23 protein-coding genes and 1 tRNA gene are annotated in these 21,132 nt (G+C 42.8%); 20 read left to right on the top strand and 4 right to left on the bottom strand.

Features of this window, described 5'->3' with window-relative positions; genetic code table 11:
* Nucleotides 1–38 precede the first annotated feature (38 nt).
* Nucleotides 39–1,097 carry a class I fructose-bisphosphate aldolase gene (locus DWY79_RS07750; protein WP_122369145.1) on the bottom strand — a complete coding sequence of 353 codons (1,059 nt, stop codon included), beginning with the start codon at nt 1,095–1,097 and terminating at the stop codon, nt 39–41.
* A gap of 155 nt (nt 1,098–1,252) precedes the next feature.
* On the opposite strand from DWY79_RS07750, the gene DWY79_RS07745 reads away from it, so the two are divergent.
* The 9 genes from DWY79_RS07745 (at nt 1,253) to DWY79_RS07705 (ending at nt 8,455) form a co-directional block, all read left to right on the top strand.
* Nucleotides 1,253–1,804: an NADH peroxidase gene (locus DWY79_RS07745; protein ID WP_005856013.1), complete on the top strand. Its 552-nt coding sequence runs from the start codon at nt 1,253–1,255 to the stop codon at nt 1,802–1,804.
* A 138-nt stretch (nt 1,805–1,942) separates the two neighbouring features.
* Nucleotides 1,943–2,029, top strand: a tRNA-Ser gene (locus DWY79_RS07740).
* 133 nt (nt 2,030–2,162) lie between these two features.
* Nucleotides 2,163–3,383, top strand: coding sequence for a tyrosine recombinase XerC (gene xerC, locus DWY79_RS07735; RefSeq protein WP_008780336.1), 1,221 nt, complete (start codon nt 2,163–2,165; stop codon nt 3,381–3,383).
* Between the two features lie 146 nt (nt 3,384–3,529).
* A complete protein-coding gene (gene dnaN, locus DWY79_RS07730; protein ID WP_057316599.1) occupies nt 3,530–4,642 on the top strand; it encodes a DNA polymerase III subunit beta in 1,113 nt (370 codons plus the stop codon).
* A gap of 3 nt (nt 4,643–4,645) precedes the next feature.
* The gene (locus tag DWY79_RS07725) at nt 4,646–5,047 is read left to right on the top strand and encodes a PcfK-like family protein (protein ID WP_008780338.1); all 402 of its coding nucleotides are present in this window, start codon (nt 4,646–4,648) and stop codon (nt 5,045–5,047) included.
* A gap of 1 nt (nt 5,048) precedes the next feature.
* Nucleotides 5,049–6,368 carry a PcfJ domain-containing protein gene (locus DWY79_RS07720; RefSeq protein ID WP_122369144.1) on the top strand — a complete coding sequence of 440 codons (1,320 nt, stop codon included), beginning with the start codon at nt 5,049–5,051 and terminating at the stop codon, nt 6,366–6,368.
* Between the two features lie 10 nt (nt 6,369–6,378).
* The gene (locus DWY79_RS22985; RefSeq protein ID WP_229040511.1) at nt 6,379–7,338 is read left to right on the top strand and encodes a hypothetical protein; all 960 of its coding nucleotides are present in this window, start codon (nt 6,379–6,381) and stop codon (nt 7,336–7,338) included.
* Nucleotides 7,328–7,864 carry a DUF6633 family protein gene (locus DWY79_RS07710; RefSeq protein ID WP_233563946.1) on the top strand — a complete coding sequence of 179 codons (537 nt, stop codon included), beginning with the start codon at nt 7,328–7,330 and terminating at the stop codon, nt 7,862–7,864. The genes DWY79_RS22985 and DWY79_RS07710 overlap by 11 nt, the downstream gene beginning before the upstream one ends.
* Nucleotides 7,865–7,903: 39 nt before the next feature.
* Nucleotides 7,904–8,455, top strand: coding sequence for a phage antirepressor N-terminal domain-containing protein (locus DWY79_RS07705; RefSeq protein WP_122369142.1), 552 nt, complete (start codon nt 7,904–7,906; stop codon nt 8,453–8,455).
* 190 nt (nt 8,456–8,645) lie between these two features.
* Here the strand turns inward: DWY79_RS07705 and DWY79_RS07700 are convergent, their stop codons facing one another.
* Nucleotides 8,646–9,419, bottom strand: a complete 774-nt coding sequence (locus DWY79_RS07700) for a hypothetical protein (protein ID WP_122369141.1) — start codon at nt 9,417–9,419, stop codon at nt 8,646–8,648.
* Nucleotides 9,420–9,952: 533 nt separating this feature from the next.
* On the opposite strand from DWY79_RS07700, the gene DWY79_RS07690 reads away from it, so the two are divergent.
* The 8 genes from DWY79_RS07690 (at nt 9,953) to DWY79_RS07655 (ending at nt 17,648) form a co-directional block, all read left to right on the top strand.
* A complete protein-coding gene (locus DWY79_RS07690; RefSeq protein ID WP_122369140.1) occupies nt 9,953–10,453 on the top strand; it encodes a hypothetical protein in 501 nt (166 codons plus the stop codon).
* 96 nt (nt 10,454–10,549) lie between these two features.
* A complete protein-coding gene (locus DWY79_RS07685) occupies nt 10,550–11,023 on the top strand; it encodes a VRR-NUC domain-containing protein (protein WP_122369139.1) in 474 nt (157 codons plus the stop codon).
* A 34-nt stretch (nt 11,024–11,057) separates the two neighbouring features.
* Nucleotides 11,058–12,485, top strand: a complete 1,428-nt coding sequence (locus DWY79_RS22980; RefSeq protein WP_122369138.1) for an SAM-dependent methyltransferase — start codon at nt 11,058–11,060, stop codon at nt 12,483–12,485.
* A gap of 37 nt (nt 12,486–12,522) precedes the next feature.
* Entirely contained in the window at nt 12,523–12,750 is a 228-nt protein-coding gene (locus DWY79_RS07675; protein ID WP_128616836.1) for a hypothetical protein, read from the top strand.
* A 6-nt stretch (nt 12,751–12,756) separates the two neighbouring features.
* Nucleotides 12,757–13,329, top strand: a complete 573-nt coding sequence (locus DWY79_RS07670; protein ID WP_057316578.1) for a phBC6A51 family helix-turn-helix protein — start codon at nt 12,757–12,759, stop codon at nt 13,327–13,329.
* Nucleotides 13,250–14,692 (top strand): phage terminase large subunit, encoded by a 1,443-nt coding sequence (gene terL, locus DWY79_RS07665; protein ID WP_172718852.1) that lies wholly within the window; start codon nt 13,250–13,252, stop codon nt 14,690–14,692. The genes DWY79_RS07670 and terL overlap by 80 nt, the downstream gene beginning before the upstream one ends.
* Nucleotides 14,693–14,877: 185 nt before the next feature.
* Nucleotides 14,878–16,347 carry a phage portal protein gene (locus DWY79_RS07660; RefSeq protein ID WP_122369136.1) on the top strand — a complete coding sequence of 490 codons (1,470 nt, stop codon included), beginning with the start codon at nt 14,878–14,880 and terminating at the stop codon, nt 16,345–16,347.
* Nucleotides 16,344–17,648 (top strand): hypothetical protein, encoded by a 1,305-nt coding sequence (locus tag DWY79_RS07655; protein ID WP_057316572.1) that lies wholly within the window; start codon nt 16,344–16,346, stop codon nt 17,646–17,648. Before DWY79_RS07660 ends, DWY79_RS07655 begins: the two co-directional genes overlap by 4 nt.
* Before the next feature lie 220 nt (nt 17,649–17,868).
* Here DWY79_RS07655 and DWY79_RS07650 read toward each other — a convergent pair whose 3' ends face one another.
* A complete protein-coding gene (locus DWY79_RS07650) occupies nt 17,869–18,690 on the bottom strand; it encodes a BRO family protein (protein WP_057316570.1) in 822 nt (273 codons plus the stop codon).
* A gap of 184 nt (nt 18,691–18,874) precedes the next feature.
* Nucleotides 18,875–19,111 (bottom strand): hypothetical protein, encoded by a 237-nt coding sequence (locus DWY79_RS07645; RefSeq protein WP_122369135.1) that lies wholly within the window; start codon nt 19,109–19,111, stop codon nt 18,875–18,877.
* A 281-nt stretch (nt 19,112–19,392) separates the two neighbouring features.
* Here DWY79_RS07645 and DWY79_RS07640 point away from each other — a divergent pair, with 281 nt between their 5' ends.
* The 3 genes from DWY79_RS07640 to DWY79_RS07630 all read left to right on the top strand — a co-directional run bounded on the left by DWY79_RS07640 (nt 19,393) and on the right by DWY79_RS07630 (nt 21,125).
* Nucleotides 19,393–19,584 (top strand): DUF6722 family protein, encoded by a 192-nt coding sequence (locus DWY79_RS07640; protein ID WP_008780357.1) that lies wholly within the window; start codon nt 19,393–19,395, stop codon nt 19,582–19,584.
* Nucleotides 19,585–19,809: 225 nt separating this feature from the next.
* Nucleotides 19,810–20,496: a hypothetical protein gene (locus tag DWY79_RS07635; RefSeq protein ID WP_122369182.1), complete on the top strand. Its 687-nt coding sequence runs from the start codon at nt 19,810–19,812 to the stop codon at nt 20,494–20,496.
* A 20-nt stretch (nt 20,497–20,516) separates the two neighbouring features.
* A complete protein-coding gene (locus DWY79_RS07630; protein ID WP_122369134.1) occupies nt 20,517–21,125 on the top strand; it encodes a hypothetical protein in 609 nt (202 codons plus the stop codon).
* The last annotated feature ends 7 nt before the right edge of the window (nt 21,126–21,132 follow it).

The raw sequence follows: 21,132 nt of genomic DNA, 5'->3' as shown, positions 1-21,132 counted from the left end.
TTTGATGGACGGCCTTCTTTTCTCAACGCAATAACAAACTAAGCGATAGTAATATCCTTATCCAAATAAATATCTTGAATTGAATGAAGTAACTCCACGCCGTCTTTCATCGAACGTTGGAACGCCTTTCTTCCGCTAATCAGCCCCATGCCACCCGCACGTTTGTTTATGACAGCAGTGACGACAGCGTCTTTAAGATCTGAGGCGCCATGAGATTCCCCGCCGGAGTTGATAAGCCCGACACGTCCCATATAATTATTGGCTACTTGGTAACGGCAGAGGTCGATCGGATGTTCTGTCGTTAACTCTGTGTACATCTTTTGATCGATCTTCCCGAAATTGATAGCGGTGAAACCTCCGTTGTTCTCCGGTAGCTTCTGCTTGATGATATCGGCCTTGATCGTGACACCAAGGTGATTAGCCTGTCCGGTCAAATCGGCTGCCGCGGAATAGTCGATGCCATCCTTTTTAAAAGAGCTGTTTCGTAAATAGCACCATAATACGGTCGCCATACCTAGTTCATGGGCATACTCGAATGCGTCGGCAATCTCGACTAGCTGACGTCGGCTTTGCTCTGATCCGAAATAGATCGTGGCCCCTACAGCTACGGCGCCCATATTCCATGCTTCCTTCACCGTACCGAATACGATTTGATTGTAAGAATTCGGATAAGTAAGAAGCTCATTATGATTTAGTTTTACCAAGAATGGAATCTTATGAGCATATTTTCGTGCGACTGACCCTAGTATGCCGAACGTAGAAGCGACTGCGTTGCAACCACCCTCGATCGCTAATTTTACGATATTCTCCGGATCGAAATAAATGGGGTTTGGAGCGAAGGAAGACCCTGCGGTATGCTCGATATCTTGATCTACCGGGAGGATAGAAACATATCCGGTGTTAGCTAATCTTCCGTGCCCCAACAAGGTTTGCAGACTATTGAGAGTCTGTATGTTTCTATCTGAATTGCCCCACACATCGTCCACGCAAGTGGGTGATGGAAGATGAAGCAGCGATTTATCAATAGTCTTACATACGTGATTTAAATAATAATCACTTTTGTCTCCTAATAAACTAATAATCTTTGATGTATCCATATAAATAAATATTTACTTAGTAAACAATCGCTGTCAAAAATAAGTTCCATAGTTTTTATCGATTAACACATAGAATTAATCTATCGATGAATTATGGTAGTATCGGATAGTTTAGTTAATTTTGTGCCATACAACCAATAAAAATTTTGCGATATATGAAAAAGAAATGGATTTGCACAGTATGTGGTTATGTACACGAAGGTGATGAGGCTCCTGAGTTCTGCCCTCAATGTAAACAACCGAAAAGCAAATTTAAGGAATTAGTAGAGACAGAAGGTGCGTTGCAGTTCGTTGACGAACATGTACTAGGTGTTGCTAAAGGTGTAGACCCAGTGATTTTGGAAGGTCTGAACGCTCACTTTATGGGAGAATGTACCGAAGTTGGTATGTATTTGGCCATGAGCCGTCAAGCAGACCGTGAGGGTTATCCTGAGGTAGCTGAGGCATTCAAGCGTTACGCTTGGGAAGAGGCTGAGCACGCTGCTAAGTTCGCAGAGCTTCTTGGCGACGTAGTTTGGGATACGAAGACTAACTTGAAAAAGCGTATGGAAGCTGAGGCTGGCGCATGCGAGGACAAGAAACGTATCGCTACATTGGCTAAACAACAGAATTTGGACGCAATCCATGATACCGTACATGAGATGTGCAAAGACGAGGCACGTCATGGCAAAGGATTTGAAGGTTTATATAATCGTTATTTCAAGTAATTTAGAGGTATTAGTTATATGTTTTAAAGAGGGGCGTTCTGTGAAGAATGCCCTTTTTTGTATTTGATAAAGTAATTTTAGCCTTTCAAGAGAATAACGATACTATATTTTATGTACTTTTGTACACGTCAACCACAAGGAAAGATGCCGGAGTGGTCGAACGGGCCGCACTCGAAATGCGGTGAGCGGGTAACCGCTCCCTGGGTTCGAATCCCAGTCTTTCCGCTTGATTATTAGCTCTTTGTTGTAATGATACTGTAGGGGATTTGTTCATTTTAGCCTCCTTACATCCCTATTCATACAAGCTTTTTTTGCATGAATAGCATAAATGATTTACAAATAGTTTACAGTAAAAATTATGGCATATTTCAAAATTTGCGTACGAGCTAAGAGAAAAGACAATACGTATCCTGTTTATATTCGTGTAACCCATCACGGACAGGTAGGATATATAAAAACAGATAAAGTCTGCAAGGCTAAGTCTGTTCGGAAGGGTGAGGTAATAGATAATTACATCATCAAGGATATTTCTATTCTTATTGACGGGTATATGTCCCGGCTTAATCGTGAAGATATACAATGTTGGGATATCAGAAAGATACTGGACTTCTTGAGGAGGGATTCTAGCGCACCTTCTTTTTCTGAATTTTGTGAGGGGTTTACCTCTAAGATGGATAACGAGGGAAGAGAATCCACGTCGATAAATTATAAGCTTGCGTTAAGGCGCTTGGAGGAATATATGGGGAAAGACGACATTCTCTTCTCTGATCTTACATCGTCTATATTCAAGGAGTGGATAGATTCGATGAAAGATAGCTTGTACAAGAAACATGGCTATCCGAAGCGGATCAAGACAATGTTTATGGCTGGATGCGAGCGGTATAATAATTATGATACCGGCGAGATGCTTATACGGAATAACCCGTTTAGGGGAGTGAGGGTACCTAGACCTACAGTTCCAGAGAAAAGGGCATTGGACATTAGAACCGTTCGAGATTTTTTTGCGGTATCCGCGGAGTATGGATCAAGAGCTGATCGTGCTAGGGATGTGTGCGAGATCGTTTTTTGTCTTGCCGGAATTAACACCGCTGACCTGTATTATATGGAAAAAGAGAACCTTAGAGACGGAAAGATGTGTTACTGCAGACGTAAGACTACTAATAGGAGGGATGACAAGGCGTATATAGAGATAGCCGTACCAGATAGGCTATCTCATTTGCTTGAGAAATATGCTGGAGAAAAAAGGCTGTTTAACTTCTGTGAGACTTATGGATCAAGTAAGAATTTCAATAAATGTATAAATGAGGGAATAAGTGATATAACAAGAAAAAACGACCTTCCTCATATTTCTGTCTATTCGTTTCGGCATAGTTGGGCTACATTCGCTCAAAACGATTTCGATGCAAGTTTGGATTTAGTAGGCTTTTGCCTTAACCATGCTTCTTCCCATAGGGTGACATCTGGGTATGTTAAGACCGATTTTAGCGTTATCGACCGCTTGAATGCCAAGATTCTTGATTATGTATTTGAAGAAAAAAACGAAAAAAAGATGGAAATAATTTGCGGATTAAAAAAATGACTCTATCTTTGCCGTTGAAATAGCGAGTTGGATTTTAGACGAAAGTTTGAGATCCAACTTTTTGTGTTTATGTGTGTTTGGTCTCTTCTTTCTGTAAACTTCCATAAAACAATGACTTACCGGGTGCCTTTAAAAAAACAGGCACTATGACGATTTCTATTTCTAAAACAGCGCTGCTATCAAGATTGCAGCTTTTGGCGAAGATCATACCCGCCAAATCATCCACGCCGATCCTTTGTCATTTCTTGTTTGAGACGAGGGAAGGCCGGTTATTCATCACCGGATCGAATAGCGAGGGCCGGATAACCACCAGCCTTGAGTGCATCTTCGACGAGGAGATATCTATTTGTGTCCCGACTTCCTTATTAGAAGGACTGAGGAACCTGCCCGAGCAACCAATTGATATAATCATCAACAAGGATACCCGTGAGATAAGGATCAAGTACCATGGTGGAAAGTTCGAGGTGGTGGGTTATGCCCCATCTACCTATCCGGGAAAAAGATCGATCGAGGTCTTGGACTCTGTGTCATTGAGCGCGGAGGATTTATTCAATGGGATATCCAAGGTCATAAATTTGGCCGGGAATGATGATATCCGTCCGGTCCTAAGCTCTGTCTTTATTGAGACGGAACCGGAGACCGTATGCTTTGTCGGTGCGGACGGGCATGGTATGGGATTCTTGAGAAAGGGCAATGATAGACAGGTTGGCAAGATCTCAGTTATAATCAGCCGTCCTATAGCCTCGGTATTGAAGGCGATACTTCCGGCTTCCTCCGATAACATGGAAATGAGGGTCGGTGCGGATTGGTCCGATGTCATATTCAATGACTATGAGATATCGTTCCGGAATGTGGAGGGGAGATATCCTAATTGGAAAGCTGTGGTACCCAAGGCGAATAAGCTGGAACTACTTGTTGACACCGGACAACTGATCGGGGCTATTAAAAGGACATCGGTGTTCTCCAATAAGGCCTCATGCCTTATCGTCTTGAGGATCATTCGTGATAAGTTGACCGTATTCGCCCAAGATATAGATTTCTCGACTTCCGCGGAGGAAACGTTGGAGGTCGATTTTAACGGGAATGAGTTCTCGATCGGGATTAAGGGATCGTTGCTTCTTGAGATACTCTCATGTATCGATGACGGGCGTACGAGGCTTTCCTTTAGCGAGCCTAGCCGCGCTATCTTGATAACTCCGGAGAACCAATCCGGGAACGAGGAACTTACCTATTTATTAATGCCCATGACAATCCCGTAAGTTATGAAAGAGTTCAAAGATACAATCCAGAAATATTTGCAGGAGAGGGCGGCGGAAGATCTTCTGTTTGCCCCGAGACTTGCCAATCCTAAAAAGAGTATAGACGAGTGTTGTCGTTATATCTTGGGAGAGGCCCGTAAGCGTGGAACCTCTGTCGTGATGAGTGATACGGAGGTTTTTGGTATGGCCGTACATTATTATGATGAGGAGAATATCGAGGTCGGAAAAGTTCCTGTCGGTAGCTCCGTTTCTTCTTCCCATAAAGTAGAACTTACGGAGGAAGAAAAGAACGCTGCCCGTCAGGCGGCCATCAAAAGGTTGACCGAAGAGCAATACCGATCGCTTAAAAAAAGGCCGGCCAAGAAGAAGGTTGATGAGAGTGTCCAACAAATGAGCCTGTTTTGATATGAAGCCGAGAACGAGATTGGAAAAGTTGGTGGCGGGATTGAGCGAAAAGCTTCCCGCCATCACAAAGGCGCAGGAGGAATGGGCCAAGGAACACGTGTTCGACCATGTAGCTTACAAATGTAAGAATGAGTTGTGGTGCTCTGAATGTGGCGAGATATGGGTTAATACGGGTAATAGTAAATTGGGTGACAAGACCGAATGCCCTTATTGCCACCATCAATTAGATGTAAAGGTCAGCAGAAAGCAGAAGAACCATGAGGAGGCGTATATGTCCATCCTGCAAGTGAGAGGCGGGTTTCAGGTGATCCGGCATATACTATGTTGGAAAAACGCCCGTAGGGGAACTTCCCCGGTGTATTATGATTTTACTGAAGTTGTTCAAGAATGGATTCGTGAAGACGGAAAACGTACGATCATAGCCCGTCCAATAAATATGGGACGTAACGGATTTGCGTATAGTTCCCCTCTTAGTATCAAGGGTGAATATGGAAGTAACCCATATAATTATTACGGTGATTTATATGCGATATTTGGAGAGCTTTATCCAAGGAAAGAATTACTTCCGGAATTGAAAAAACGGGGGCTGAATCGACTGTTCCCGGATGTAACCCCGTCTAAGTTGATACGTGACTTGTTGAAAGGCGGAAACGATGCGGAACTGTGTCTCAAGACCGGGCAAATATCCATGCTGAAGCACATGTATAAAAACGGCTTCTGTCAACTTCGCTATAAGCCATCATTCAATATCTGCAACCGTAACCATTATGTTATCAAGGATGCGTCCATGTGGGAAGATTATATGTATTTACTATCTTATTTCGGCAAGGACTTGCGTAACGCGCATTATGTCTGTCCCAAGAACCTGAAAGTTGCACATGATGGGCTTTTGAAAAAGAAAACGGCAATAGAAGCTAAGTTGAGACAGGAAAGGGATCGTATAGCAGCTATCCGTAGGCGTGAAAAGCTCATGAAGGATATAGCCGGCTTCTACGAGCGGATGGAAAAGTTTTTCGGAATGAAAATCACGGATGGCAACATAGTCATTTGCCCGTTGGAGAGTATTACCCAGTTTTATCAAGAAGGAAAGGCGATGCACCATTGCGTATATCAGAACGGATACTACAGACGGCCGGATCGCTTGATACTGTCCGCAAAGGACACCGGTGGCAAGCGTATCGAGACGATAGAGGTGAACTTGAAGACGCTGAATATCGTCCAGTCCCGGGCCGTTTGCAATGGCGTAAGTGAGTATCACGACCAGATAGTAAAACTGGTGAAGAAGAATATGAACCTGATTCGTCAGAAATTGATAGCGTAAATTTACAAGGATGACTTACATTGAACTTATAAATAATTTTTGGGAATTGGATGAAGACTGGCAATTTACCTGCTGTGAAACGAGGCTTTATTTTTATTTGTTGAAAACAGCGAATCGTTTAGGCTGGGTGGATAGCTGGACGCGTAGCGATGCAAAGGTGTCGTCTGACGTGGGAGTGTCAGTCAATTCGATGAAAACAGCCCGTAATAGATTAGTTCAAGCAGGTCTGATAGAATTTAAATCGGGAGGAAATGGACAGCGGGATAAAACGAGGTATATCGTTAGGTGTCAAAATTTGATACCTAAACTACAACCTAAACATGAACCTAATCTTATACCTAACCGTGAACCTAAACCGCAACCATATATTAATAAGACTAAGATAAAGACTAAGAATATTAATATACCCCCCACACCCCCCAAGGGGGTTGACAAAGCAAAAGAAAAAGAGCTTTTGGAAAAGGAGGAGGCTTTACGTGTTTTGGAAGAAGAGTTGAAGAAACGGGAGGCGGAACTGGGTGCACAATCGGACAATCCACCATCCAAACCGAAAAAGCGTCCTAATCCGTTGAACTCAGAAGCAAGGAAACTTTTCGAGGAACGCTATCAGGCTCTTTTCTCATCCAACTATTACTGGAGTGCGAAAGATGCGGGAAATATGTCTTCTTTGCTCAAGAAGTTGAAATTTCAACGGGAGAAGAAGAATTTACCTATTGACGACCAAGGCGTGTTGAATGCTTTGAAGTACTTATTGGATTCAATCACTGACGGTTGGATATTGGAAAACTTCAGTGTGACGAATATTAATTCGAAGTTTAATGAAATTGTCTCACAGATAATGGCAAGGAAACAAGAACATGGAAATACTAAACATACAGACGGAGCGAAAGCCCGTGAACAACAAACCGATAGAGAAATCATGGAATATGCCCGTAGTGCCTTCAGAAAAGACGTATTCGGTGATTCGTAGATATGGGGATGGGGAAAGCTTTGCGAAGACATTCAACCCATCTTTACAGACGATATGTGCCCAAAACATAGAACGGTCCTTTTTGGGCGATGCTCCATCATTGGCATTGCTGTCGCAAACTTATCCAAATGAGCAGGTAAACACTTGGATTATTGCCCATTTGATGGACTTATACAAATTCGCAGGGGTTAAGGAGAAGCCTTCGTTTCAGCAAGTCTTGGAACTAGCTGTGATGATACGGGTTGAATATTATTATTTTAAAGCTTCTGAACTGCTGTTGTTTTTCTTCAAGCTCAAGTCAGGGGAATATGGTACGTTCTATGGTGTGGTCGATCCGATGGTGATTATGGCAGCCTTGATCGAATTCAAGGCATATCGTCGGCATCAGCGGGAGATCTACGACCGTGAAATACAACGCAAAATACGGGAGGAAAAATGGGCGGAATGGGAGAGGAAGTCTGTTCCTTGCCCAGCGTATTTGAAATTGGCGAAAGCGTTTGTGGAGGAAATACAAAATGCGGAATGAATATAATCCTTGAATAAAAAATCATTAAAAGTTACAATTATGGCAAATTTAACATTAAACACGAGAGAAATTGCGAAAGTAAACAATGTCGCTATCATGGCCGGTAATGATCCTAAACAGTTGGTCCCTATCAAACCTATTTGTGATGTTCTTGGCATAGACGCCAAAGCTCAACGTAATAGAATTGATCGTGATGAAATATTAAGTTCAACCGGGGTCATTATGACCTCGGTTGCAGCAGATGGGAAAGAACGTGAGATGTATTGTATTCCACTTCGATATGTCTTTGGGTGGTTATTTTCAATTGACACAAACCGTGTTGATGAAGAAGCAAGACCCTCAGTCATTAAGTACAAAATGCAGTGCTACGATGTATTATATGATCATTTCTCCTCTTACGCCAGCTTCGTCAACCAAAAGCAAAAACGACAAGCGGAAGACTGGGCACGTATCCAAATTCTGAAAAAGGAATTTCATGAAGCGAAGAACAAGCTGGCCAAGGCAACAAAGCAAATGAACATGACTGTCGATTATTCGTTTGAGCAATGGAAGGCCAACGGGAAACAATTGATTCTTGATTTTGATGATTGAATTCAGAATTCGATAGGGAATTCGAGTGTTATTTTGCTATTATTAGGATGTTGATCAAGAGAATATACACCTTGGTGATTTCTATAGCTGATATAAGAAACCCAGCTGTGTTTTCCAACCTCGATCTACTGCCGCATATAAGGGCAGTAGATCGAGGTTGGAAAACCGACTTTTACGATACTGTAAAAATTTATTTGGGTTGTTTTCCATAACCTTCTAATTGTATATGTGGTAAATTGTTTAATTTGTATTTGCCCGACTTAATTTGTGATACAACTTCTTCTCTTGAAATACCAAAATTGCTTGATATATAATGAAAATGAGGTTGATTATTATTCCATTTTTCCTTACCTTTAAGACTATCATATGTCGTGATTAGGCAATGCCATTTTTCCCCTTTATCAAGAAAATTAGCAATCAAGCATTTCCTGTTTTCCACGATTTCTTTTAGCTGTCCATCTGTTAGCCCCGATTTTCCTATTATCTCAATGCCTCCATCGTCTTTTTTATGAATGGCAATAGGTAATGAGTATTCATCAGTTCCATTAGGGAGTAATTCTGAAGTATATTGGCTCAATGTATAACCTTCCTTCTCTGCTTCAGCATACAACGACAGTAAACTTTCAGGAGATAACATTTCTTCTTTCAGTAAATTGATTTGGTCTTTCTTTTTTAAATCAGGTTTTGTTAATAAAATTACCCAAGAGGCAGATATGGGATTTGATGTCATGGCTTTATACAAATTATCCCATGCGATAAGGGCTTGCTTAAATGTTTCTAACCCTTTTATTGAAGGCTCTTTTTCCCCGGATAGTTCATCGATGGGTATTCCTCCATCAATCATCTTATAAACAATAAAATCATTCTTGTAATGTTCTATAGGTTTCTCATACTCAAAATCACCTGATTCAAATGCTTGAAAGTATTCCCCTGTTTTTGGATTAAAAAATTCTGAAAACTTCATACTTTACAATTATATCTTTATTTTTCTCAAAGTTATCTACATTTTCTACATCAACAAACAAAATTCCAAAAAACTTTCCTATCTTTGCAATGTCCTAATTTATCAGCGTGGCGGGTGACCGCCGAACATAATTTTTGTGTCGGCATTTTTTATGCCCATACATGAACGTATTATAAAGTATAACGGTTTCGTACCCCCATGATACGGCTTAATGGCCGTAACTGCCGCGCTGGTGTAGGACAATGGGACAGGCGAAACCGTTTTTGTCTATCCACTTATAACAAACAATGTTGTATTATGTCCAAACAGCGTAACATTGATTTGTCGGGGAATAATAGTACCCAACAACCAACGGCTCAACCCTCCGAAATGGGTAAGTACTCCACACTAGAACTGCAAGCCGCATTCGATGCCGGCCGTGCTCTCGGTAGAACTGAAGGTATGCTCTCTTACCAACGCCACATCATGAACCAGCTCTTTGCAGAGAATCAGAAGCTCAATCGGAAACTTCAGGAACAGAAAGGAGGCCGGTCATGAGAGAACAATATGTAAGAATACTAGTTCCCAATTATAATCCGGATCCTCTTAGCGTGAAGCAATTCTTCCAAATGCAGAGCTTTGCCAAAGACGTGCAAACCTATTTACCTTATCAAAGCACCACTTTGCTCGATTTCATGTCTATTGCCTACAACTATTGCTTGAAGACTCGGCAAAATTCGTTGGATAATATGGCCTGTTATCGTGACGGCTTTAGGCACAAGGTTATGCTATTCCTGACGAAGTATTATCCTAATGGATTCAAGAAAAACAAGAAAGGTTTGTCAGATACCTGCTACAAAGAACTTTTGAAATATCGCAAGCCTCGCTTCAAACGTGATTTCCTTGGTGAGTATGAGCCAATAGAGCGCATTTGGTTTATCCTCGCGTTACGTGCCTGCCACAGCTTTTTATTGTCCGGACATCTAATCGGCGATATAAATCAATTTGCCTACAAACTTGAGAAAATAGCTTTAATGATGAAAGGAGATATCTAAGGACTAAATAGTTAATAGATATTTTATTTCTCGGAAGATGTTCTTCTATTTTGAGGAACATCTTTCTTTTCTTATATATCTTAGTTAAAATAGGATATGAAGGAACATTGTTGTATCATCTGTAACAAGAAAACAGTATCAGTAATCAATACAGAAGAAGGACCAGTTTGTTATAACTGCTACTCTGATAAAAAGAACCCTCCAAAACAGAAGCAACATCATGACAACGAAGAAGCTCGGATTCAGTCGGAGTTTTTCAATAAGGTTCCTTTATTCTTCCCGAACCTACCGGATCGGCTCCTTTTTGCAGTCCCGAACGGTGGTAGCCGGCATAAAATAGAAGCGGCTAATATGAAGCGCCAAGGCGTTAAACGAGGTGTAGCTGATGTGATCCTTCAGATACCGAAAAAGGGGTATGCTTCCCTTTGTTTGGAGTTCAAGACATCGACGGGAAAACAATCTCCCGATCAAAAAGAATACCAACGCCAAGTTGAAATGGCAGGTAGTAAGTATGTGATTGTTCGGAGCGTGGAACAGGCTATCCGGGAACTGCAACTGTATTTGTGTTAATTGATTACCCCTGTTATATTTTAGAATAAAAGTTATGACAGAATTGAAGTATGACCCTCGGAATTATCGCATCCACACAGATAAGAACAAGAGATTGATTCGTAAAAGTTTGGAGGATTGTGGAGCGGGGCGTTCTATCCTTTTCGATAAGGATGATTGCATCATTGCAGGGAACGGAGTGTACGAGCAAGCGCTGGAATTAGGCTTACCGGTTCGAATTGTGGAGTCTGATGGTACGGAATTGATTGCTATCAAGCGTACAGATCTCTCAACTGAGGATTCTCGGCGTAAGGCGCTTGCCCTAGCTGACAATTATACCTCTGATACGTCTGTATTTGACTTTGACGCGATCGTTGAAGATTTCGGTGCAGACGAGTTGGATGCTTGGGAATTTAAAATCGATGATCTGAATATTGATGATATCTCCATCGACGATGTGATGCCGGACAAGGAGCGTGTCGGCAGCTTGAAAGAACGTTTCATTATTCCTCCTTTCTCAGTACTTGACTCTAAACTTGGAAACTGGCAAGACCGGAAACGTGCCTGGCTTGATCTTGGTATAAAGAGTGATGATGGCCGGGAGAAGGAGATTACATTTAGCCGATCAGCGCAACCACCCCGAGTATACGAAGCCCGTAACGTAATTCGTGAAAAAACAGGTGCCGATCCGTCGTGGAACGAATTGCAGAAGTATTGCCGGGATCATGGTATCCCGTTTATGGATGGAACCTCGATCTTTGACCCGGTACTGTGCGAGCTGGCCTACCGGTGGTTTAATATTCCCAATGGTTGTATCCTGGACCCATTTGCTGGTGGCTCCGTTCGTGGTATTGTTGCATCTATGTTGGATATGACTTATTTTGGTGTTGATCTAAGGCCGGAACAGGTCGAAGCCAACTGTAAAAACGCAGTTGAAGTATTAGGGGAGGAGTTCGGCGGGAAAGGCGGTCATAAATTTGCTCCTCTGTGGCTTTGTGGAGATAGTGTAGAGATAGATGCCCTGGCAGAAGGTTATGAGGCAGACTTGGTTTTTAGTTGTCCTCCGTATGCGGACCTAGAAGTGTATAGTGACGATCCGGCAGACCTATCGACGATGGATTATCCTGAATTCCTGCAAGCGTATAAAGAAATCATTAGGAAGAGTTGTTCGCTGTTGAAGCCTAATCGATTCGCCGTGTTTGTAGTAGGAGAGGTTCGCGATAAGAGTGGTGTGTATCGGAGTTTTGTTCCTGATACGATCGCTGCGTTCCAGGAGGCAGGCTTGCATTATTACAATGAGATGATACTGGTTAACAACATAGGTAGTCTGGCTATGAGAGCCGGAAAGCAGTTTAGTAATAGCCGAAAGATTGGTAAGCAGCATCAAAATGTGCTTGTATTCTATAAAGGGGATCTGAGTAAGATTAAGGAAAATTTTCCCGAACTTGATTTCTCGAATGATGATTTGTTTAAGGAAGATTGATAAATTTGGCGAATAACTAGAGAAAAGGATATTCGCCATGAAAATAAAATTATGTATGATTTATCGTGAGGTTTTAGCGAAGAGATTAGAACGTAAACGCTTGCAACTTGCGGAGTTGGAGAGACAGATAAATAGTGAAGGTGTTTCTTCATCGGTGGATAAGCGTAAATATATTGAGTTGAAAGCTATCGTGAATGAATTGGAGAATTGCCTTGATATGGCGGATTCTATGTTTAAATTTAGTAAGGAAGAAAAAGGAGAGTAGTATTTAATGGCAAAGTATAGTCAAAAATTGGTGGATCGAATTTGTTCTCTTATTCGGGAGGATAGCTATACTATTGCCGAGATTTGTGATTTGGTCGGTATAAACAAGGATACTTACTATACTTGGATGAAAACAAAATCCGACTTTTCCGACTCTATAAAAAAAGCGGAAGACGCACGGATGCAATTCTTTGTTGCCGAGGCCCAGAAGTCTTTATTAAAGAAGATTCAAGGTTATGAGGTGGAAGAGTCGAAGATCACGTATGTCGATAGTGGTAAACCTGTGGTTGATGAGAATGGAAAAGAGAAACAGAAACCTAAGATCAAAGAGAAAACTATAGTCAAGAAGCATATCCAGCCGGATACCGCTGCTATTATTTTCACCTTGACAAATGGTAATCCAGATCGTTGGAAAAACAGGCAGGATTCTAACATTAGTGGGCTTACTCCCGTAAGTAAGTTTGAGGGGATGACCGATGAGCAATTAGAGGATTTTATCTATGGAGAAAAACAGAAGAGAGATATTGTTGTTGATGGCAGAGGCGGCGGATGTGCTGAGACGCCGGAAAGCGAAAAATGATTTTTGGTCATATTGTTTATATTATGACCCGAAATTCTTTTCCAGACGCTTATTTTTGAAACATGTGGCGGACGCTTTTACTCGTGTGTATGATTCTTATCAAGATGGTGTTATTCGCAGGTTGGCCGTTTCCATGCCGCCACGTGCCGGTAAGTCCTATATATCCTCGTTGTTCATCGCTTGGATGCTCGGTCACTTCCCGGAAGAGTCGGTCATGCGCAACTGCTGTTCCGATACGCTGTATAACAAGCTGTCTTACGACACGCGCGACATCGTCCGTTCTTCCCGGTTTAAGGAAATCTTCCCAGATATACAATTGCGTGGTGATAAACAGAACGTGCATGGCTGGAGCTTGGAAGCTGCCCGGCAGGTGAGTTACTTCGGGGCTGGTGTAGGCGGTACGGTGATCGGCTTCGGTGCTTCTATGTTGGCTATGACCGACGACTTGTATAAGAGTTTGGAGGATGCACTATCTGACACCAATAACGAAAAGGTCTGGTCGTGGAAGCAGGGAACGCATGATTCCCGTATCGAAGGAAATTGTAGCTCTATCGACATCGGTACCCGCTGGTCTGCCACTGACGTGCTCGGCCGTATGGAGGAGATGGGAAAGTATGACGAGATCATTCGTATCGCCGCCTTGGATGAGAACGACCGTTCTTTTTGTGAGGAGGTACATACGACAGAGTATTATCACGAATTGCGTGAGGAAACGGACGATTCCATTTGGTGTGCCGAGTATATGCAAGATCCAATCGAGGCAATCGGGTTGTTGTTCCCGAAATCGGAGCTTAACCGATTTAAATTGGCTGATATTGAGGGCAAGCAACCGGACGGTGTTATCGGAGCTACCGATGTGGCTGACGAGGGAGACGATGATTTCTGTGCTCCGATTGCCAAGGTATTCGGTACGAAGTATTTCATTACCGATGTGCTGTTTACGAAAGATAATGTCGAGATCACCGAACCGAAGTTGGTTTCCTTGATCCTTGATACTCGTTGCGACAATATGCGTATCGAGAGTAACAACGGTGGTCGTTTGTTCGCCCTCAATGTCCGTAAGGCTGTAAAGGCAAAGAATGAAAAATGTATCATTCAGGCGAAACCGACAACAGCCAATAAGGATACACGTATCTTGTTGAAGTCTGGTTGGATCAAGAAGCATTGTTATTTCTTGGAAGAAAGCGAGTATAAGAAAGGTTCGGACTACGACCGTTTTATGAAAGCGCTTACCGGTTACAAGAAAGAGGGAGGCAATAAGCATGACGACGCACCTGACGGAATGACGATCCTTGCCGAGAATGTAGAGTTTATTGGGTTGTGCAAGGCTAACTCTGTACGTCGGGTAGCAAGAGGACGATAATTGGCAAAATGAAAGTGTTTTTCTGATATTTGTGACACATGTTAGATAAAATCCCGATATTTTTCTGCCACATACTTGCGTTTTGATATGTGTTCTTGGTTTTTACATTTCAAAGTGAACTTGTCTAGACTGGTCGTATTGACAGCGAAAAACTATTTGCTTTTATATTTTAGCATAAAACAATTATGCCAAGTATAAGCGAAATTCTTGCGAATGAAGATTTTGGGCAGGTAGTCAGTACGTTATGTGTCGATACGATTGAATACCGGGAACCAAGAGAATATTACAGAGAATACCACGGTGAGCGCCGGCGACGTAAAACTTCTGTTGGCTGGCGTGAGCCTAAGCGTTTAGAAGTCTATTCGGATACTTTGGTGGATAAAAATGGTGAACCAGTACGCCTTCCTGATAAGATCGTAGATGTGGCCCGTATCGTAACCAACTTTCCGAAGAAGGAGGTGCGTACCTCTGTCGCTTTCCTGTTCGGCGGGCAAATGACGATTACCGGAGCTGATCAAAACGATGGCTTTCAAGAGTTCAAGCGTGTATGGGAACGCCGGTTGAAGATGCAATCCGTCTTGAAGTCATTCGCTCGCAAGGTGCTTTCTGAAAGTAAGGCTGCTCTTGTGTTCTATCCGTATACCTCCAAAGGATTAGACGGCAAATTGATTACGGAGTTAAAAGTAAAAACACTTTCTGTTCCCCGTAATGAAAATACTTTCTCTGAATTTTATCCCCATTTCGACGATAACGATGATATGGATGCCTTTATCCATCGTTACCAAGTGAACTCTAATGGTATGATCCGGAACAGCTGCACGATTTGGATGGCGGATAAGATTATTACGGCTATCGATGAAATGGGTGGCTGGGTGATAAAAGAGGTTCCCAATCTATTTGGGAAAATTCCGGTTGTGTATGCCGATGTATTCCAACCTGAATGGGATGAAGTAGCGTTTCTGATGGATGCTCGTGAAATGCGTATTTCTCGCATGGTGGATACAAATGATTACTATGGTGATCCGATGTTGAAGACATTCGATGTGGCTGACCTGCCGACTAAAGACACTGTCGGCAAAGAATTGTCTTTTACGTCTAAAGTACATCCGGAAACGCAACAATTGTATCATGGCGATGCGGAATACCTTACTTGGAACGGCTCTCAACCATCTGTGGATAAAGAGTTGGAAGAAACCAAATGCGAGCTGTTTTCCGGTACATCCACGCCTGATCTTTCCTTTGATAACTTGAAAGGCATTGGCAACCTGTCCGGTGTCGCTCGTAAATTCATGCTGATGGATGCCACTATCAAGGCGAGTGAGAACATGGAAACATTCGGTCCGGTCGTACAACGTTGTGTGTCGGTCGTGTTGGCCGGAATATGCAATATTACCAACATCAAGTATCGTCCCCAGCTGGTAAACAACCTGATCGATGTGGAATTTGGTTCCATTTTGCCGGAAGATTTGGCTGAAACCTTGCAAACACTCTCTGTTGCCAATGGAGGCAAACCGATTAACGCTCAGCGCACGGTTACGGCTCATTCTCCGCTAACAGAAGACTTGGACGAAGAAATGAAGCTGATGGAGGAAGAGGAAGATACAGCAGCGCAACGCAATAATATGATCGGCTTAACAATGGGATATGGAGAATGAAAGAACTATCATTTCATGAGCGACAATTCCTGCAATGTCTGTTCCGGCAACAAGGTAGCATAAAGTATTCGTTTGACGAGTTTGTCCGTAGGGTAGGACCTCTTCTGGCTAAATGGTCGGATCATGGCGGTGACCGTGTATGGATAGGCAACGCTACCATAGAGAAGCAAATCGAACGTCTGTTGGATGACCTGCATACGCAGCTCGTAAGCAATATATCCAATACAGTTACCGATGTATGGAATTTAGGCAATAGGAAAGCGGATGAACTGGTAACAGGTTATATCAAGGATATGGCCATATCCAGTACGTTGAAGGATAAGATGTTTTCCAGAAGTGCAGATGCGCTGAATACCCTGTTGAAACGTAAGGATGAATTTGGTAAAACCATATCCTCCCGTGTCTGGGATATAACGGACGGAGCTATGGATAATCTGGAGTATTATCTTTCTTCGGGTTTGTCTTCCGGCCGTCCGGCTGCGTTGATCAGCCAAGATATACGGCAATTACTAAACGAACCCAACCGTCGTTTCCGCCGTGTAAGGGACGCGAATGGCAAATTGGTCCCATCCCAGCCGATGAAAGATTATCATCCGGGGCAGGGTATTTATCGTTCATCTTATAAAAACGCCCTTCGACTAGCAGCAACGAAAACAAACGAGGCTTTTCGAACTGCCGATTATGAACGTTGGCAGAATATGGACTTCGTGATCGGTATAGAGGTGGAACGTTCACCAACGAATCACGGTCCGTGTCCTGTGTGTGACGCCAAGGCTGGCCAATACCCGAAGGATTTCAAGTTTACAGGATGGCACCCGTTTTGTATTTGCATATCTACGCCGATTATGATGGATCATGAGGAGTTCGCTGAATGGTTACTGGGTGATGGAAAGCCAAAGGATTCGATTAATGTAGCGTCCGATAAAGTGAGATTTAAGGAGATCAAGGAAAAGGCTTCTTTATTAAAACAAACTGTTATTCGGAATAAAGATTTTCGGAAAGATATACAGATTACCGGTCGTGGTATAAAAGAGTGGTTGAACCAGCCACATAAATATTACGAGAAAAAGAATGAAATGCTTTTGGATATAGCTTCTGTGATAAAGGATGCGGAATATATTGGTTGCGGAAATGATAAGCATGGATATAATGCTATTGTTCATTTGTTTGAGACAAAAGTGGAAAACGAAAAGTCTTGGATTCTTGTGAAAGAGCAGGCGGATGGTAGCACATCGTTATATAGTATCTCTGATAGCATAAATATATTGAGATTATTGGAAAAGAAGAAAGGCGATTCATAAGTAGCCCCGTGGAACTACAATCCACGACTTGCTTATAAACCGCCTTCTTTTTGCAAAAATATAAATAATCTCCTAATTGTTTAGCGATTTAGGAATTTTAATCGTAAAATCAACTGTTGGCGCCAGCATAATAGTTGAACAACTGCGGTGCTGAACACCGTGGTTGAACTGGGGTGCTGATGACCCCAGTTGTTACGCTCGGCATAATGGTTGGAATTAATCAAATTACTTCTGCTTCCTCCTTAGGTTGCTCTACCACCTTAAAGAGGTTGGCGAGAAATTCCAGCCCTTTCTGAGTAACGAGCACTTTTAAGACCATGAATCCATCGTGATTGTTCCGGTCAATCCATTTCTCTTTTAGGACGAAATAACCACGCTTCACATATTCCTGCTTCGGTTCGTTCTTGTTCTTGAAGAATACACCCATATCACGAAGTTTTTGGAACAAGGTATTTCTGCCGAATGGGAGATTCAGGATTTTTGCGGACTGGCCGATGTCGATACGTTCGTCCGCATCCATTATTTTATCCATAAAGTCTGCCTTGGGACGTAGTTTGTTGTTTTCTTTTACTACGGTTTCAACTTTTTTCTCCAGCTGCCGGATTCGTTCTTCTTTGCGCTTCATGGTGTCTTTGGCAACCAATAAGGCACGAGCCATGATCTCCTCCGGTGTCTCGTCTTCTTTGGCAATCATGTAACCGCCGGTTTTGCGGATGGCGGGGAGGATCTCTTCGCATACCCAGTCTTGGAACTTTTCTGCCTCGGGTAATTTGGAGCGCATAACTAAGCGGTAAACATCGGATTCTGGGATGAAAGAGATTTCTACTTTCTGTTCTGTACTTTTACCATATTGGTTTGTTGTGATTGAGACCCCCTCGTGTTTCACGACCCCCTTACAATGTCTATTGATAGCATCATATCGATTACTATACCCTAACATCGCTGCCACATCATTGGCCACAAACATTGGTTTATCATCTATAACCGTAACTCTGATTTGTCCGAATACCGGACTTTGGAAATATTGTATCTTCGCTTCCATAATGAGTCGTATTTAAAAGTGAAAGGGCAAAGACCGGAATTGCCTATTGTGGCTGTTTGCAATTCCAATCAATGCCCTTTATTAATATCTTTCTCTGGAGAACAGCCACGAGCTCCGGATTAGAACGTTCTGAAGTAATATATAAGTCAGATTTTCTTTTTCCGGAGGCAGATGGCGATACCTTCTATACTTTCGCTTTTTGTTCCTGTAGTTTCGAATTTAACTTCTCAGCCTCCTTTTGCATATTTTCGGAAGCATGTTTGATGTAGCATAGCATTCCCTCGGTTCTTCCGATTTCTCGACCGGTATTGAATGCGGCTTGCAGTTCTGGAGTGGAGTATTTACCCATTTCGGAGGGTTGGGCCGTTGGTTGTTGGGTACTATTATTTACCGACAAACAATTTTTTTCAGTGTACGACATTTACTGATATATTTGTTTGTTAAGCAGAAAAGACAACGGTTCTGCACTACCCGTTGTCGTACACCTGAAAGGCAGTGGACGCATTAACGTTCCACACGGGGTTACAGAACCGTTATATCTATATCCTCACTTATGGACAAAAATACCCTAAGCGATAAGATTTGGCGAGTTACCCACCTTTCAGTATGTACGACACCACAAAGATGAGCACTAATTCTGAATCCCACAAGAAAAAATAGAAATACCTTTGCGTTTTCATCTTGTTGTGCTATTTTTGCGTTATGTGGAAAGAGAAATTAGGAAACTATTTGATTGATGTCTCGAAATATATCTTTACAGGTGTAGTGGTAGCGTCTTTATTCAAGGATATGGAAGATAATAAGTGGCTGATTTATGGCCTAGGCTTTACGTCTTCTATTTTAGCCTTAATAGCAGGATTGGTATTAACGAATAAGAAAAAGGAGGATAAGTAATGGGAGCTATAATTGGATTCGCCGTGATAGGCATACCTTGTGCCGCATTTTTGATCTATTGCCTTACGCCTTCTGGCAAACAATGGCTTAGATCCAATCACATGATTTGACAAGATAGATTCTTATAGGAATAATTTAGAGATGAAAGCCTGCCGGTTGTCCGGTGGGCTTTTTTTATACCCGGAATTTTCTTCCCCTCCCTTATATTTTAAACAGAAAACTCTTATGACAATTTTAGATTTAATCAAGGCGGCATGTAAGACAAAAGGCGTGCCGGAGAAGTATGCGGAACGTATTCAAAAGACGTTCAAGATTGAGAAAGCCGAGGGGATGGAGGCTTTCGTGGACCTGTTCAAGGATAATATTCTTCCGGCAATCCAAGAAGCGGAGAATGAAGCTAAGACTACGGCTGAAACGGCCGCTGTCGCCGCTTATGAAGCCAAGCATGGGTTGAAGGATGGTAAACCGGTAGAAGATCCGGATAAGAACAAGAAAACGGAAGAAGAGCTGTTGAAGGATCTTAGCCCGGAACTGAAAGCTTATCTGGAAAGTATGAGGAAGAGCGTCGATGATATGGCTAAGAAGGTGGGCGATTCCATTACCAACTCGGCAAACGAGGCTAAGAAAGAAACAGTCCGTAAGCAGTTGAAGGATGCCGGTCTTCCGGATAGCTGGCTGGGACGTGTGGACTTGGCTTCGGAAACCTCTATCGAGGATCAAATCAAGGCGCTTTCCGAAGAGTTTACCGGAATCCAGCAAAAGGCGATCGATGATGCCGTGGCCCGTGGTGATTACGCTCCCGGTTCCGTGAATCTTCCGGAGCGTTCCGAGGCGGATTGGGCGAAGCTGATGGATCAGGATGCCGACAAGAGCACGAATAATCCCGGTGTGGTGAACCTGGGTATTGAATAATCCAAGAAAAGTGTAACGTTATGTACAGAAAAAGAGAAAGAGAATTCCAGTATCCTCCCGGAATTGAAAAGATTATTGAGGATGTGATCGGCGGTGGGACGATTGACCGCCGGGATTTGCGGAACGCTTTGTTCAATGGCAAGTCGTTGGACGAGCTTCCTCCGATCGTGATCGTGGTGAAAGATCCGGAAACGGGATTGTATCATGTGTTGAAAACAGCGTTGGTTTCAGAAGCGGCTGCTGCCGATGCGACAGCGTATAAGGTAACCAAGAATCATCTGTTTGGTGTGGGTGACTTCGTGACGATTGGTGGAGCTTTGACAGGTGCGTCCGATAAGATCACGGCTATTGATAAGAGTAATGCGGAGTTTGATACGATCACGTTGGAAGCGACTATCGGTGCTGCCGCAAAAGGTCAGGTATTGGTTCAGGCTAAAGACAAACAGGCTGCGAAAGCCGCCAAGTTGCCTTATGATGGCGAATTGGTTGTCACGATGAATAAAGTCGACTTGACTGTAGCCAACCAGCAGTCTGGGTTATTGGTAAGAGGTACGGTAAACGAATCCTGTATGCCGTTTCCGGTAGATAAGGACTTGAAGGCATTAATGTCGTTTATCCGTTTTGTGTAATCCATTA

This window comes from Parabacteroides sp. AF27-14, from assembly GCF_003635425.1.
GTDB classification, from domain to species: Bacteria; Bacteroidota; Bacteroidia; order Bacteroidales; family Tannerellaceae; genus Parabacteroides; species Parabacteroides distasonis.
Note: the sequence above shows the minus strand (reverse complement) of the source record. Positions and strands in the feature narration are given on the sequence as shown.

Bases quoted from the DNA above. Each gene is read 5' to 3' on its own strand.
- DWY79_RS07750 (WP_122369145.1), bottom strand. From the start codon at position 1,097: ATGGATACATCAAAGATTATTAGTTTATTAGGAGACAAAAGTGATTAT.
- DWY79_RS07745 (WP_005856013.1), top strand. From the start codon at position 1,253: ATGAAAAAGAAATGGATTTGCACAGTATGTGGTTATGTACACGAAGGT.
- xerC (WP_008780336.1), top strand. From the start codon at position 2,163: ATGGCATATTTCAAAATTTGCGTACGAGCTAAGAGAAAAGACAATACG.
- dnaN (WP_057316599.1), top strand. From the start codon at position 3,530: ATGACGATTTCTATTTCTAAAACAGCGCTGCTATCAAGATTGCAGCTT.
- DWY79_RS07725 (WP_008780338.1), top strand. From the start codon at position 4,646: ATGAAAGAGTTCAAAGATACAATCCAGAAATATTTGCAGGAGAGGGCG.
- DWY79_RS07720 (WP_122369144.1), top strand. From the start codon at position 5,049: ATGAAGCCGAGAACGAGATTGGAAAAGTTGGTGGCGGGATTGAGCGAA.
- DWY79_RS22985 (WP_229040511.1), top strand. From the start codon at position 6,379: ATGACTTACATTGAACTTATAAATAATTTTTGGGAATTGGATGAAGAC.
- DWY79_RS07705 (WP_122369142.1), top strand. From the start codon at position 7,904: ATGGCAAATTTAACATTAAACACGAGAGAAATTGCGAAAGTAAACAAT.
- DWY79_RS07700 (WP_122369141.1), bottom strand. From the start codon at position 9,419: ATGAAGTTTTCAGAATTTTTTAATCCAAAAACAGGGGAATACTTTCAA.
- DWY79_RS07690 (WP_122369140.1), top strand. From the start codon at position 9,953: ATGAGAGAACAATATGTAAGAATACTAGTTCCCAATTATAATCCGGAT.
- DWY79_RS07685 (WP_122369139.1), top strand. From the start codon at position 10,550: ATGAAGGAACATTGTTGTATCATCTGTAACAAGAAAACAGTATCAGTA.
- DWY79_RS22980 (WP_122369138.1), top strand. From the start codon at position 11,058: ATGACAGAATTGAAGTATGACCCTCGGAATTATCGCATCCACACAGAT.
- DWY79_RS07675 (WP_128616836.1), top strand. From the start codon at position 12,523: ATGAAAATAAAATTATGTATGATTTATCGTGAGGTTTTAGCGAAGAGA.
- DWY79_RS07670 (WP_057316578.1), top strand. From the start codon at position 12,757: ATGGCAAAGTATAGTCAAAAATTGGTGGATCGAATTTGTTCTCTTATT.
- terL (WP_172718852.1), top strand. From the start codon at position 13,250: ATGGAGAAAAACAGAAGAGAGATATTGTTGTTGATGGCAGAGGCGGCG.
- DWY79_RS07660 (WP_122369136.1), top strand. From the start codon at position 14,878: ATGCCAAGTATAAGCGAAATTCTTGCGAATGAAGATTTTGGGCAGGTA.
- DWY79_RS07655 (WP_057316572.1), top strand. From the start codon at position 16,344: ATGAAAGAACTATCATTTCATGAGCGACAATTCCTGCAATGTCTGTTC.
- DWY79_RS07650 (WP_057316570.1), bottom strand. From the start codon at position 18,690: ATGGAAGCGAAGATACAATATTTCCAAAGTCCGGTATTCGGACAAATC.
- DWY79_RS07645 (WP_122369135.1), bottom strand. From the start codon at position 19,111: ATGTCGTACACTGAAAAAAATTGTTTGTCGGTAAATAATAGTACCCAA.
- DWY79_RS07640 (WP_008780357.1), top strand. From the start codon at position 19,393: ATGTGGAAAGAGAAATTAGGAAACTATTTGATTGATGTCTCGAAATAT.
- DWY79_RS07635 (WP_122369182.1), top strand. From the start codon at position 19,810: ATGACAATTTTAGATTTAATCAAGGCGGCATGTAAGACAAAAGGCGTG.
- DWY79_RS07630 (WP_122369134.1), top strand. From the start codon at position 20,517: ATGTACAGAAAAAGAGAAAGAGAATTCCAGTATCCTCCCGGAATTGAA.